General features: G+C 56.8%; 17 protein-coding genes. 8 read left to right on the top strand and 9 right to left on the bottom strand.

Annotated elements, in window-relative coordinates:
* Positions 1-16: 16 nt before the first annotated feature.
* From flgG to DQ405_RS13305, 8 genes are all read right to left on the bottom strand, one after another.
* On the bottom strand, positions 17-802 hold the full coding sequence (gene flgG, locus DQ405_RS13340; RefSeq protein WP_025241209.1) for a flagellar basal-body rod protein FlgG: 786 nt from the start codon (positions 800-802) through the stop codon (positions 17-19).
* 45 nt (positions 803-847) lie between these two features.
* Positions 848-1588, bottom strand: a complete 741-nt coding sequence (gene flgF / locus DQ405_RS13335) for a flagellar basal-body rod protein FlgF (protein WP_168424658.1) — start codon at positions 1586-1588, stop codon at positions 848-850.
* Positions 1589-1784: 196 nt separating this feature from the next.
* Positions 1785-3149 (bottom strand): flagellar hook protein FlgE, encoded by a 1365-nt coding sequence (gene flgE, locus DQ405_RS13330; protein ID WP_168424657.1) that lies wholly within the window; start codon positions 3147-3149, stop codon positions 1785-1787.
* Positions 3150-3180: 31 nt separating this feature from the next.
* The gene (gene flgD, locus DQ405_RS13325; RefSeq protein ID WP_168424656.1) at positions 3181-3861 is read right to left on the bottom strand and encodes a flagellar hook assembly protein FlgD; all 681 of its coding nucleotides are present in this window, start codon (positions 3859-3861) and stop codon (positions 3181-3183) included.
* A 19-nt stretch (positions 3862-3880) separates the two neighbouring features.
* On the bottom strand, positions 3881-4324 hold the full coding sequence (gene flgC, locus DQ405_RS13320; RefSeq protein ID WP_168424655.1) for a flagellar basal body rod protein FlgC: 444 nt from the start codon (positions 4322-4324) through the stop codon (positions 3881-3883).
* Between the two features lie 14 nt (positions 4325-4338).
* A complete protein-coding gene (gene flgB / locus DQ405_RS13315; protein ID WP_168424654.1) occupies positions 4339-4743 on the bottom strand; it encodes a flagellar basal body rod protein FlgB in 405 nt (134 codons plus the stop codon).
* A gap of 215 nt (positions 4744-4958) precedes the next feature.
* Complete coding sequence (locus DQ405_RS13310) at positions 4959-5783, bottom strand: CheR family methyltransferase (RefSeq protein ID WP_168424653.1); 825 nt, start codon at positions 5781-5783, stop codon at positions 4959-4961.
* A 37-nt stretch (positions 5784-5820) separates the two neighbouring features.
* Positions 5821-6753, bottom strand: coding sequence for a chemotaxis protein CheV (locus tag DQ405_RS13305; protein ID WP_168424652.1), 933 nt, complete (start codon positions 6751-6753; stop codon positions 5821-5823).
* Between the two features lie 94 nt (positions 6754-6847).
* Here DQ405_RS13305 and flgA point away from each other — a divergent pair, with 94 nt between their 5' ends.
* From flgA to DQ405_RS13280, 5 genes are all read left to right on the top strand, one after another.
* The gene (gene flgA / locus DQ405_RS13300) at positions 6848-7588 is read left to right on the top strand and encodes a flagellar basal body P-ring formation chaperone FlgA (protein ID WP_168424651.1); all 741 of its coding nucleotides are present in this window, start codon (positions 6848-6850) and stop codon (positions 7586-7588) included.
* Between the two features lie 97 nt (positions 7589-7685).
* Positions 7686-8015 (top strand): flagellar biosynthesis anti-sigma factor FlgM, encoded by a 330-nt coding sequence (gene flgM, locus DQ405_RS13295; RefSeq protein WP_168424650.1) that lies wholly within the window; start codon positions 7686-7688, stop codon positions 8013-8015.
* Between the two features lie 46 nt (positions 8016-8061).
* Complete coding sequence (locus tag DQ405_RS13290; protein ID WP_168424649.1) at positions 8062-8532, top strand: flagella synthesis protein FlgN; 471 nt, start codon at positions 8062-8064, stop codon at positions 8530-8532.
* A 72-nt stretch (positions 8533-8604) separates the two neighbouring features.
* Positions 8605-9351, top strand: a complete 747-nt coding sequence (locus DQ405_RS13285) for a flagellar brake protein (protein WP_168424648.1) — start codon at positions 8605-8607, stop codon at positions 9349-9351.
* Between the two features lie 356 nt (positions 9352-9707).
* Positions 9708-10919, top strand: coding sequence for a tyrosine-type recombinase/integrase (locus DQ405_RS13280; protein ID WP_168424647.1), 1212 nt, complete (start codon positions 9708-9710; stop codon positions 10917-10919).
* Here the strand turns inward: DQ405_RS13280 and DQ405_RS13275 are convergent.
* Entirely contained in the window at positions 10891-11601 is a 711-nt protein-coding gene (locus tag DQ405_RS13275) for a hypothetical protein (RefSeq protein WP_168424646.1), read from the bottom strand. The genes DQ405_RS13280 and DQ405_RS13275 overlap by 29 nt on opposite strands.
* Before the next feature lie 152 nt (positions 11602-11753).
* Here DQ405_RS13275 and DQ405_RS13270 point away from each other — a divergent pair, with 152 nt between their 5' ends.
* The 3 genes from DQ405_RS13270 to DQ405_RS13260 are packed head-to-tail and all read left to right on the top strand — an operon-like array spanning position 11754 to position 12432.
* Complete coding sequence (locus tag DQ405_RS13270) at positions 11754-11954, top strand: helix-turn-helix domain-containing protein (RefSeq protein ID WP_168424645.1); 201 nt, start codon at positions 11754-11756, stop codon at positions 11952-11954.
* On the top strand, positions 11951-12091 hold the full coding sequence (locus tag DQ405_RS13265; protein WP_168424578.1) for a hypothetical protein: 141 nt from the start codon (positions 11951-11953) through the stop codon (positions 12089-12091). The genes DQ405_RS13270 and DQ405_RS13265 overlap by 4 nt, the downstream gene beginning before the upstream one ends.
* Positions 12088-12432 carry a helix-turn-helix domain-containing protein gene (locus tag DQ405_RS13260; protein WP_241729988.1) on the top strand — a complete coding sequence of 115 codons (345 nt, stop codon included), beginning with the start codon at positions 12088-12090 and terminating at the stop codon, positions 12430-12432. The genes DQ405_RS13265 and DQ405_RS13260 overlap by 4 nt, the downstream gene beginning before the upstream one ends.

Here is a 12432-nt window from a genome sequence, read left to right as displayed (position 1 = left end):
CAGCGGCTGACAGCTGTTACAGCTGCTGGGTAACGAAAGACAGCATCTGATCGGCCGTGGAGATGACTTTCGAGTTCATCTCGTAGGCGCGCTGAGTGGTGATCATGTTCACCAACTCCTCGACGACGCTGACGTTGGAGTTTTCCAATGTGTTCTGCAGCACCGTGCCCAGCCCATTGAGACCGGGAGTACTGACTTGCGGCGCGCCGCTTGCGGCGGTTTCCAGGAACAGGTTGCTACCCATGGCCTGCAGGCCCGCCGGGTTGACGAAGTCGGCGGTCTGAAGGTTGCCGATGATTTGCGGCGCCGGGTTGCCGAGCGTGGTAACCGAGACGGTGCCGTCCTCGCCGACTGTGAAGGTCTGGGTTTCCGGCGGTACGACGATCGCCGGCTCCAGGGCATAGCCGTTGGAGGTCACGATCTGGCCGTCGGCGTTCAGGTGGAAGCTACCGTCACGCGAGTAGGACACGGTGCCGTCGGGCAGCAGCACTTGGAAGAAGCCGCGGCCATTGATCGCCATGTCGAGCGGCTGCTCGGTGGTCTGCAGGCTGCCAGCGGTGAACTGCTTCTGCGTGCCGACAATGCGAACACCTGTCCCCAGCTGCAGGCCGGACGGAAGCTCGCTGTCCTGGGTCGACTGGCCACCTGGCTGCCGACGGATCTGATACAGCAGATCCTGGAATTCGGCGCGGTCTTTCTTGAAGCCCGTGGTGGAAACGTTGGCCAGGTTGTTGGAAATGGTCGTCAGGTTCATGTCCTGGGCGGACAAACCGGTCTTACTCACCCACAGTGCTGGAAGCATGTTCTTCTCCTCGTACGCCGGAAATCGGGCGCAACGCGTTGTTTACTAGCTGATCTGCAAGACTCGGGCCGCAGCGGCACTATCTTCTTCGGCGGTGCGCATCATTTTCACGTGAAGCTCGAACTGTCGGGACAGCGCCAGCATCGAGGTCATCTCGGCCACCGCGTTGACGTTGCTCGCTTCGAGAAAACCGGACGTCACACGGACCGCGGCGTCAGCCTCGACGGGCTGGCCGTCCTTCATCCGAATCAAACCATCGGTGCCCTTCTCCAACTGCTTTGGATCGGGATTGACGAGCTTGAGACGGTCGACCGTAACCACCACGTTCGGGTCTTCTCCGAGCGCACGAATGCTGATGGACCCGTCGGCGCCGATCTCCACCTTCTCTTCCGGCGGCACGGCAATCGGCCCGGCATTGCCGAGCACCGGCAAACCGTCGCCGGTCCGCAGCATGCCGAGCGTGTCGATATTGAGGCTGCCGGTACGGGCATAAGCCTCGCTGCCATCGGGCGCTTGCACCGCGATCCAGCCCTCGCCTTCGACGGCAACGTCCAGGTCCCGCCCCGTTTCCTGTAAGGTGCCGGCGCTGAAATCGGTACCGGGTCGTTCCGTCATTGCATAGACGCGTGCCGGAAAACTGTCGCCGAAGACCTGCATGGATCGCGCCTGTTCGAAGTCACGACGGAATCCGGTGGTCGAGATATTCGCCAGGTTGTTGGCATGGGCCTGCTGAGCGCGAGCGTTCTGGCTCGCCCCTGTCATGGCCACATAGAGCATCTTGTCCATCGAACCTCCGAGACGCGGTAATTGACACTTTCTGGTCTAATAGGATCGAAATAGCAATGCTCATGCCAGAACTAAAAAAAATACCTAACTGCGTAATTACCAGACGATTTCTTTAAAAAGAAAAGGCCCCGAAGGGCCTTAGAAAGAGAGAGGCGGCAGAATCCCGCCGCATGCGGCAGGGCTGCCCCACCTCGGATTAACGTAGATTAATAATCGTCTGGGTAATGGCGCTTTCAGTTTCGATGGTCTTGGCGTTTGCCTGATAGTTACGCTGTGCGACGATCAGGTTGACAAGCTGGTCCGACAGCTCGACGTTGGAGTCTTCCAGGGCGCCGGCTTGCAAGGCACCCATCGTGCCGACACCTGGCGGATTGCGCACCGGTTCGCCAGATTCAAAGGATTGCACCCACTGAGTTTTGCCAACTGGGGTCAGGCCTTGCTCGTTGGCGAAACTGGCAAGTACCACTTGACCTTGAACCTTAGATTGGCCGTTTGTATACCGAGCGAAGATTCTCCCTCCCTCGTCGATTTCCAAGCCAGCCAATTCACCAGTTGTATAGCCGTCTTGGCTAACGCTGTTTACGGCGAAAGCACTGGAGTACTGGGTGGACTTGGAAAAATCCATGACGACACCATCCGGATTGGCCATAGCGCCGTTCGAAACCCAGCCACCTGCCGCCTCATCAAACATGGCAGGGACCCAACCTTGAGGAGTGGAATTATCAGCGAGGTTCGTGTCACCAGATAAAGTCAGCTTCAAATCAGCGCCAACGTTAAAGAGCGGCAAAACGGGCGGCGTGGCATCAGGGTCGGCATCAAGATTCTCCACACTTGACAATGTGCCATTGGACGTGAAACCAAGCGCCATATGGTACGGAGTCTCGCTCGCTGGATCGGCCGGATTTCGCCCATCGATCAGTACGTTCATATTCCAAGTATTTGCATCGGTCTTAACGAAGTACTGGGTTAGCACATGCGCGTTGCCTTGAGAGTCATAAACGTTGGTCGAGGTCGACGAATGGTAAGTGGAGGGGTCGGACGGACTAAACAACGTCGGGTCCAGTGGAGCGCTAGTGGAGTTCAGGTTAAACACCTGATCCATCGTGCTGGTTGGCTTGGGCTCCTGACTGTCGGATTGAATCCGCAAATCTCCAACGGTGTCGCCAAGTCTTCCGTTGGCATCAGTCATGTAGCCCTGAAGCTTATAGCCGAAATTGTCGACTAACATACCCTCGCGGTCAGTTCCAAAATAACCGGCCCTGGTGTAACTCATTGCGCCGTTGTTACTGACCTGGAAAAAACCCTTTCCATTAACTGCCAAATCCAGCGCATTTCCGGTGTAGTTGACGTTGCCCTGGGTAAATTGCTGGGAAATATTCGCCAGCTGTACCCCGCTTCCGACCGAGTTCTTGTTTACGCCCATAGACGAGGCATACACATCAGCAAACTCCGCACGTGACTGTTTAAAGCCAGCAGTCCCGGCGTTAGCGATGTTGTTACCTGTAACGTTGAGGTCTTTGCTGGCGGCACGCATGCCGCTAAGGCCGATATTGAACGACATGAATTGCTCCTGTTACCGGGTGTGCCGGCAGTTACTGACCAATGACTTGGACTTGAGACAGCCCAATGCTGCCAACACCGGCCAGGTTGAGCATCAGCTCCCCGCCGTTCTGTCCGAGAGTGACGCTGTCTACGTTGGCGGGAAGCATGGTGTACAACCCCTTGGTCTCGCCTTGGTAGGTAGCTTGTGCTTCGAATTTATAGGTACCCGGCGGCAACGTTTTGCCGTTCGAGTCCTTGCCGTCCCACATGAACGAAACGTTGCCGGCCTCTTGCTGCCCCATGTTGATCCGGTTCACCACGGTACCGGCGCTGTCATAGACATTGACCGCAACGTTGCTGCTCGATGTTGGCAGCACCAGGCTGGCCTTGAAGGTCTCACTGGTATCGACAACCGCTTTGTCGGTCGGCACGATCACTTTGCGACCAACCAGCGAAGATGCCTGCAACGCCTGTGACGACTGATAGCCCGACAGCATGGTTTCCATGCTTGAATTCAGCTTTTCCACACCTTCAACGGTGCTGAACTGCGCCAGTTGGGCGATGAACTCGCCGTTTTCCTGCGGCTCTAGCGGGTTCTGATTGTTCAGCTGGGTGACCAGCAGTTCGAGAAATTCATTCTTGCCGAGATCGTTGCTTTTGACCTCGCGATCCTTCACTTGATACTGGTCGAGTACCGAACCGGTACCGCTGACGCCGCCTGTCGTGCTCATGGCTATCTCTCGTAAGGGGTTACTGGCCCAGCGTCAGAACTTTCTGCAGCATGGTCTTGGCCGTATTCATCAGCTCGGCATTGGTTTGAAACGAGCGGCTCGCGGAAATCATGTCGGCCATTTCCTCCACGACATTGACGTTCGGGTAATACACATACCCCTCTTCATTCGCAGCCGGATGGTTAGGCTCATAACGGGCTTGCAGCTCGCTCTGGTCCTCAACGACACCTAGCACCTGAACACCTGCGCCCGCCTGGTCCTGCTCAGCGAAGAGGGATTGATTCGGCTCTCCATTGGCCTGCTGGAGCATCGTGGCGAACACCGGATGGCGCGCACGGTAGGTCTGGTCAACGCTGGAAGAAACCGTTTCGGCGTTGGCGATGTTGCTCGATATGGTATTTAGACGAGTGCTCTGGGCGCTCATGCCGCTGCCGGCAATGTTGAATACGCTGCTAAGGGACATGGAATCCGCTCCTTTTATTCGCCGCGCAGGGCGCTCATGAGCCCCCTGAACTTACTGTTGAGCAAGGTGAAACTTGCCTGGAAGTCGATGGCGTTCTCGGCATAGGCGGCTTGTTCGACCTGTGCATCGACAGTGTTCTGGTCAAGTGAGGCGTGTGCAGGGGTGCGGAACCGCAATCCCGGATCGGCAATTTCCATGCCTTCGGCAGTAATGTGCTTACTGCTAGTCATGGCGACGCCGAACCCACCCTGATTCTTGCTGTGCTGCGCGGCGAGAACGGCGCCGAACTCAAGGTCACGTGCTTTGTAGTTAGGCGTGTCGGCGTTCGCGATATTGTTCGCCAGCACTTCGGCACGCTGAGCGCGAAAGCCGAGCGCCTTCTCGTGGATGCCAAGTGCCTTGTCGAAACTGATGGTCATGATCTGGCCCTCTGCCGGATACAGGTCTGCTTAGCAAACCGCCAGCAAAGGTCATGCCATAACTTTAGATAATTGATCTATAAGGATTTTTATAGAGGGCCCAACGAGCAACGCGTCAAAAGCGGCAAGCTTTTTCCAGCTTTGCCGCCCTCCCTTACTCGCCTCCGACAGATTTCTGCCGCCGCGTTGCCGCGGGCACACGGAAACAGACAGAGCTATTTCGCTTTATAGATGATGCCTGGGCTGCATTGAACCATCTGGTACAGCTCGGGCAGCCCGTTAAGCGCCTCGGATGCCCCGAGAAATAGATACCCGCCCGGCTTCAAAGTCGCATGGATGCGTTTGAGAATGTCTTTCTTAACATCGGCCGAGAAATAGATCAGGACGTTTCGACAAAACACCACATCGAATTTTCCCAGCACCGCATAACTATCGAGCAAGTTTTGAACGCGAAACTCAACGCGGGTACGAATGGCCGGTTTGACTACCCAACGACCGGGTGTCTTGACGTCGAAATAACGCTGTAGACGCTCGCTGGACAAACCTCGAGCTATGGCAAGGCTGTCATATTCCGCCGCCTTGGATGCCGCGAGCATAGCCCCTGACAGTTCGGTAGCCACGATCTGCACCGCCGGTTTCGGCTGGCTTGGGCTCGCACGCTCGAGTTCATCGATGGTCATCGACAATGAGTACGGTTCCTGCCCCGATGAACAGGCCGCCGACCACACACGCAAGCGCTGCCCTGGTGCACTTTTGAGTAGCTCAGGCAGAACCCGGCTTTTCATGACCTCGAATGGATAGGTGTCGCGAAACCAAAGCGTTTCATTGGTCGTCATCGCATCCACGACCTGCTCGCGCAGGCCGCTACGCGGCTGAGTCTGAATCTTGCGGACCAGATCACCCAGGCTCTTGAGGCCCTGCTGCTCCATCAGCTTGTTCAGCCTGCTGGATACCAGGTATTGCTTGTTGTTACCCAACAAGATGCCGCAAGTCTTTTCGAGGAATACTCGGAACTGATCGAAATCCGGATCACCTGACACTAATTATGCCCACCAGTCATGTTGTGAGGACCACGCCTCAATTTTGATCCGAAGACCGGATTCGCTCTATCACTCGATTGGCCAGATCGTCCGCCTGGAATTTGGCGAGAAAATCGTCAGCGCCTACTCGCTTGACCATGCCCTGGTTAAACACACCGGAGAGTGAAGTATGCAGCAGTATATGCATGTCTCGCATAACCGGATCCTGACGCACCTCGGTAGTCAGCGTGTACCCATCCATCTCCGGCATCTCGATATCGGAAATCATCATTACGAACTCTTCGGATGGTTTTTTACCATCAGCGACGAGCTCTCGAAGGTAGGCCAGCGCCTCGCGGCCATCGTTGCGTGCGACCACCTCAATTCCCAGATTCTGTAGACAACGAATAATCTGTTTTCGCGCTACTGACGAATCATCGACAATCAGGACGCGGCTGACTGATGCCTTGTTACTGGTTTCCTCGTCCGCAATGCTGACCGATAGGTGTTCTGAAACAGGTGCCACTTCGGCCAGTACTTTTTCCACGTCGATAATCTCGACCATTTGTCCGTCGAGATGGGTCACGGCGGTCAAATAATGATCATGGCCGACACCCTTGGGAGGGGGCAGGATATCTTCCCAATTCATATTGACGATACGCTCTACCGAGTGCACAAGAAATCCGAGCACCTTCGTGTTGTATTCCACGATGATGGCGAAACTGTTGGATAAGTCTTGCAGCGCAGGCTTTCCAGTGGCCAGCGACAAGTCGAGGATTGAAAGCGTGCTGCCCCGGATGTTTGCAACCCCACGTACAACCGGATTGGACCGAGGCATGACGGTGAGCCGAGGGCACTGCAGCACTTCTTTCACTTTAAATACGTTTATGCCGTAGAGCTGCTTGCCCTCCAGTCGGAACAACAGCAACTCCAGACGATTCTGCCCAACCAGCTGGGTACGCTGGTTAACCGAATCCAATACACCGGCCATGCCAGTTTCCTCTTGCTTGCGAAATGAGTGTTGGACGCCAGTTGTTTGGACCTAACGGCACGCCCTTTGCTTCTGCCGTGCCATGAGCAGACAGATGACTTTTTTCCGGCGTCCATGCAAGGTGCTTTGCTTGGCAATCCTGATACCGACCTTGTGCGGGCTAAGCCGGTTTGCTGACTCGGCAAGCGTGACACGACCTGAACAGCTTATCGACGCGACCCGTGGGTTTCTTGAGCGTGAAGTGACTGACTATTTGCAGCGTAGTCAAATCCAGGCGCGCTACGAGGTCGATATCAACAGGCTCGATCCGCGCCTGCGCCTGGCGCCCTGCGACCGCCCGTTTACGACCAAGCTGGAAAGCCCGGCGCAACCGGTCGGCCGAGCGACTGTACGGGTCAGCTGCGAGGGCTCATCGCCCTGGTCCGTTTTCGTCCCCGCGCAGGTCCATTTGTTCCGTGAGGTGATCGTCGCCCGGCGGCCGCTGGCGCGTGAAAGCGTCCTCGAGCAGGCTGATGTCACCCTCGCCGAGCGGGACGTCAGCCTACTGACCCAGGGTTACCTGACGGCATTTGATCAAGTTCTGGGGAACAAACTCACTCGCAGCGCCCTGCCCGACCAGGTCCTTCCGCCTGCTTATGTCTCACCTGCCGAAGTAATACGCAGAGGTGATCAGGTAGTAATCAGCGCGAAAAATTCGACGATAAATGTGAGAATGCCGGGAGAGGCATTGTCCGACGGCGCACTTGGCACCCAGATCCGAGTCAAAAACCAGCGATCCGGACGCACCATCAGAGCCCGCGTCGTCGGCCCCGGACAGGTGGAAGTCATGATGTAAAGTCGCTGACACAGCCATCCCAACGAAAAAAGGCTAAAGTTTCTCGTAGGTTTGCCGAAAAGCAGGCAAGCGTCCTGACTTATTCGAGGTTTCGATCATGGCTATCGATTTCAACCGGCCTAACAGCGCCGTCAATTCACCCAACAGCGGGCGTAGCAGTAGCGTTCAAAACAGCGAGCGAGCAGCCGCTCAGCAAGCGCCTACTGACGCAGTGAAGAGCGGCGAAGCTACGGTAGCATCCGGCGAGAGCGTCCAACTGAGCCCGGAAGCGCAGCGTCTTCAGCAGACTACCGAAAAGCTGAATCAGCAGCCTGCAGTCGATCAGGAGCGCGTCGCTCAGATCAAGCAGGCCATCGCCGACGGCAGCTACCAAGTAGATAACCAGCGAGTTGCATCGAAGCTGCTCGCATTCGAAAGCCAGCGTTGATCCTGGTAATAAAGGGTAGCCAGGCGTCAACGCGTTAGAGGCCACTATGCAAGATACCGAAGTGCTTCAGCAGCTCGTTGACGATATCGGCACCGCTCGCAAGCTTCTTGAGCTGACCGATGCTGAGTATCAGGCGCTAGCCGAGCGCAACCTAGCAGATCTGGAACAACTGCTCACGCAGAAGCAGACGCTGCTAGCGCTGCTGGGCCAGCACGGCACCTCTCGCAGCCAGACGCTTGCCAAGGCGCAACTTAGCGCCGACCGGAACGGATTGGCGGCATTTGCCGCGAGCTCCGCAATAGGCGAAGAGATCCTTGCCCAGGCAGAGCAGCTCGACAAGGTTCTTGAGGCCTGCCGAAATGCCAATGAGCGCAACGGCAAGCTAATCCGTGCGAACCAAAGCGCCATCGGCAACATGCTGCAGGTATTGCAAGGCAGCAACCAAACGCCCGATCTTTACGACCGCCGAGGCGCAGCCGCCAAAAGCGCGAATCACCGCCCGCTCAGCCAGGCTTGAAAACACGCAGTCGAATAAAGGCAAAATGCTACTATGCGGCCGACGTCGTTACATGCCGGAGAGCAAAGCTAAGTGTCTAATCCCTTTGCTGAGGATGAAGGTCCCCAGCCTCCTCAAATCCTGAAGACTGCAGTTGAGATCCAGGCGAACCTGCGACTCCTGCTGGATAACCATATTCCTCTGCTGATCCGTTTCGCCGAGCGTAATCAGCGGTATCAGACCTACCTGGTCGAGATTAGCCGCGAAAAAGGCTGGATTGCATTCGACGAGCTCATTCCCAGTGATGGCGAGCGCTTGATGGCTTCCGCAGAGCCATTTCAGGTTGAGGGTTACTACGAGGGAGTGCGCATAGCCTGGAACAATGGCCACCCGGTACATCGCGACGAGCTGGATGGCGCGCCCTGTTATTGGGCTCATTTGCCTGATCAAATTCTCTATCACCAGCGACGCAACGCTTACCGCGCCCCACTAAGCGCGCAGCCCGTCGCCGTCGAATTAAGTGGAAAAAGCATCAAGAAGCCTCTGAAAGGCAAGGTGCTGGACATGTCGGCGACGGGCTGCAAGCTTAGTTTTCCGGGCGACCTGCAAAATAGCCTGCAAGCAGGCCAGGTCTACGAAAACCTTTCGGCCAAACTCCCCTTTGGCACCATCACAACCGCAGCCGAGCTACGACATGTAGTTTTCGATGAGAAGCTCGACCTAACGTTCTGCGGGATGCGTTTCTATCGTATCGGCGGCCTGACGCAACGACAGGTCGAGCGATTCGTCTATCAACTCCAGCGCGAAGCACGGCGCGACCAGGCAGGCCGCTTTAGCTGACTTTCGATAGTGGCTCGGCATAGCCGGGCGGTGGTCGCATCCCCCAAAAATCAACGTAACGAATACCCACCGACAGCATCCGTCATAAAATGCCGGATTACCGAGCGGAGCGGATCTGAATTCCCCTGCCCCGCGGATAGCTAGTAGCTACGGACTGACGCTGCAGCTGTAGTTGGGCATAGAAGATGGCGTCCCAGGCGAGGTTCGAACTCACAACCTTCCCCTTAGGAGGGGGAAATGGACCCCTTCCAAATCAAACACTTACCTTTTACATCAAGCACTTATCGTCCCGTTGCATCCGGTAAATCAGCCCCGTATAGTCACTTTTGCACCCACACTGCACCCATGGGGACACCGTGCGAGAGAAGCTGACAGCGCGCCGACTGAATAGCCTGGAAGTCACCGGCAAGGAATACGAAGTTCACGATACCATCGTGCCCGGCCTGTTCGTGCGCGTGACGGCTGCCGGGGCAAAGTCGTACGTCGTGACCTGGGCGCGTGGCCGCAAGAAGACGCTCGGCCGTGTCGGCATCCTGACGCTTGAGCAGGCCCGCGAAGAGGCGCTGCAGTACCTCAACGAGGCCCGCAAGCACGGCGAACCGCTGGCGGTCACACAAGGCCGCCGCGGCGCCGGCACCCCGGCCCTGCGCAGCTTCATCGATGACCACTATATGCCGTGGTTCAAGGCCCACCACAAAGGCCACGAGAAGACGTTACACACGCTCGACACCAGCTTCGAGCCGATCATGCACCGCCGCCTCGATGAGATAACCGGCCGCGATCTGGAGCAGATCCGCACCGCTTGGCTCAACGGCGGCAACAAGCCCGCCACCGCGAACCGCAAGATGGGCAGCATCAGCGGCGTATTCAGCCGCGCCGTAGAATGGGCCTACTTGCCCGCCTCCCCTCTCGAAAAGATCAAGCAACTTAAGGTCGATTCCATTGGCCGTATCCGCTACCTGTCGAAAGAGGAAAGTATGGCCCTCAGGGGCGCGCTAGACGCACGCGAGCGGATTGCCAAAGCGGAGCGTAACAGTGCGAACGAATGGCGCTTAGAGCGGCGCAGAAAGCTTCTGCCAAGCCTGCAGGAAGTTGCCTTTACGGATCATCTTAAGCCTATGGTTCTGCTCTCGCTCAATACGGGGATGCGCCGCGGTGAGGTGTTCAACCTGCGATGGCAGGATGTAAACCTAGCCGGCAAGATTCTGACGGTTGCAGGCGAAGGCGCGAAGTCCAGCGAGACGCGGCATATCCCACTCAACGCCGAGGCGTTGGCGACTCTCAAAGCCTGGAAGGAGCAAGGGAGCGGGACGGGCTATGTCTTCCCTGGCGCGGAAGGCAAACCCATGGCGGACGTGAAAACCGCCTGGCTGGAGCTGCTGAAGAACGCCGGCATCATCGGCTTCCGCTGGCATGATATGCGCCACGACTTCGCGTCGCGGCTGGTGATGGCTGGCGTACCGCTGAACACGGTACGCGATCTGTTGGGGCACGCGGATATCAAGATGACGCTCCGCTATGCCCACCTTGCGCCAGACTCTAAGGCTTTGGCTGTGAGTCTTGTATGAGAGTCTGTGGATCGATCTTCATCAGAATCGTCTTAAGACTGCCTGTTAAGTTTCTCAGCGCCTCGTTTTCCCGGCGCAACTGGTCGTTTTCTCGCGCGAGATCCTGAAGGAATCCAGCGGAATCTTGAAGAGCCTGCGCTTTTCTTTCTTCCAGCTCTAAAGGCGTGGGTAATCCAACGTCCTCAAATGACACCTGAACTATCCCGCCCTCGGCCCGAACCCTTTCAACAAGCGTATCCCAATACTTCGATACGACCTCAAGTCTCGCGTTTTTCCAAGGGCTTGCTTCGGTAACAACGCGAGGCGTGAACCGCCAGAACGGCGGGGAAAGACGAATAGACTCCCAAATAAGCCCTTCCTCAAAGGTCAACAGACTCGGGCATTCAAAAGCAAGACGCATCAATCTGGTTGCTTCATCCGGGGACCAAAGTCTCTCTTTCACGGCATCCAGGACACTTTGAGGTTCTGGCAGTTCGGGCTTGCCTTGGTGACCTTCAACCATAAAGTCGATCGGCATCTTCACATCGTTTAGAGCTCTCTCGACAGCCCATTCCACTACGCCGGTTACGGTGCGCTTCTGCACACGCGCCGCTAAGTCGATCCCATATTTGATTCGTGGATCGATTCTCAGCGACACGCTTACTGTCGCTGCTTGGTCTGCTGTTTTCTTCGGCCTTGCCATACATTGCTCCTTTGAACGCAAAGACTGGCTCTGAACGCATCCGCTGTCAAATGTACCATTGAGTTTCGTGCAGTAATTGCTTGCAGTAACCGGATTTGCGTTCTAGCATCTCCTCACTGGCCAACCCACACCAGGCCAGAGGAGAGGTCCAAATGTCCCAACTCGCAACGCTGCAACCCCTCGCCGTGGGCCCTGAAGAAGCCGCCCGCGCGTCCGGTACCACCCGCTCCGCTATCTACGAAGCCATTGCCCGCGGCGAGCTTGTTTCTTTCAAAGCAGGCAAGCGTCGGCTGATCCTGATCGAGGAACTGCGCGCCTGGCTGAATCGGATGGCGAAGGAGAACGCCCGGTGAACACCAAAACGCTGAAAGTGAAATTGATTGGGAGGGCCGGCGCCGTGCTGGGCTGGCTGAACCTACCTGGGACCGCCAAGTTGGCGGATCTCGAACAGCTCCGGAATTTTGGAGCGTATCGTTTGGAGGTTGTATGAGAGAGGAACTAGACAGTAAACCCGAAGCGGAGCTGCAACTCCGCCAGGGCAATTACCAAAACGTCATGAGCATGACAGCACGGATTGTGGCACCCACTTCCGATCTTGTCGACCACTCCGCAGAGGCCCAAGCCGCCAGGCTCGTCGCCGCCTTGCGGGCGGGCCCCGTCTCGACCATCACCGCCGCTAAGGATCTGGACATAGTCCATCCGCCATCGACAGTGCGCCGCTTGCGCCGCGACGGGTGGGGAATAGTCACCGAATGGACCTATATCCCCACCGAAGCGGGCCGGAAGCCGCATAGGGTCGGCCTGTACGTCCTAATAGCAGAAGCTGCCTAA

The organism is Pseudomonas sp. SST3, assembly GCF_003325755.1.
This window is presented reverse-complemented; position numbering and strand designations above follow the sequence as displayed.

Excerpts from the sequence above, each read along its gene's own strand:
- flgB (WP_168424654.1), bottom strand. The coding sequence starts at position 4,743 with ATGACCATCAGTTTCGACAAGGCACTTGGCATCCACGAGAAGGCGCTC.
- flgA (WP_168424651.1), top strand. The coding sequence starts at position 6,848 with ATGACTTTTTTCCGGCGTCCATGCAAGGTGCTTTGCTTGGCAATCCTG.
- DQ405_RS13275 (WP_168424646.1), bottom strand. The coding sequence starts at position 11,601 with ATGGCAAGGCCGAAGAAAACAGCAGACCAAGCAGCGACAGTAAGCGTG.
- DQ405_RS13290 (WP_168424649.1), top strand. The coding sequence starts at position 8,062 with ATGCAAGATACCGAAGTGCTTCAGCAGCTCGTTGACGATATCGGCACC.
- flgC (WP_168424655.1), bottom strand. The coding sequence starts at position 4,324 with ATGTCCCTTAGCAGCGTATTCAACATTGCCGGCAGCGGCATGAGCGCC.
- flgF (WP_168424658.1), bottom strand. The coding sequence starts at position 1,588 with ATGGACAAGATGCTCTATGTGGCCATGACAGGGGCGAGCCAGAACGCT.
- flgD (WP_168424656.1), bottom strand. The coding sequence starts at position 3,861 with ATGAGCACGACAGGCGGCGTCAGCGGTACCGGTTCGGTACTCGACCAG.
- flgG (WP_025241209.1), bottom strand. The coding sequence starts at position 802 with ATGCTTCCAGCACTGTGGGTGAGTAAGACCGGTTTGTCCGCCCAGGAC.
- DQ405_RS13260 (WP_241729988.1), top strand. The coding sequence starts at position 12,088 with ATGAGAGAGGAACTAGACAGTAAACCCGAAGCGGAGCTGCAACTCCGC.
- DQ405_RS13270 (WP_168424645.1), top strand. The coding sequence starts at position 11,754 with ATGTCCCAACTCGCAACGCTGCAACCCCTCGCCGTGGGCCCTGAAGAA.
- DQ405_RS13305 (WP_168424652.1), bottom strand. The coding sequence starts at position 6,753 with ATGGCCGGTGTATTGGATTCGGTTAACCAGCGTACCCAGCTGGTTGGG.
- flgE (WP_168424657.1), bottom strand. The coding sequence starts at position 3,149 with ATGTCGTTCAATATCGGCCTTAGCGGCATGCGTGCCGCCAGCAAAGAC.
- flgM (WP_168424650.1), top strand. The coding sequence starts at position 7,686 with ATGGCTATCGATTTCAACCGGCCTAACAGCGCCGTCAATTCACCCAAC.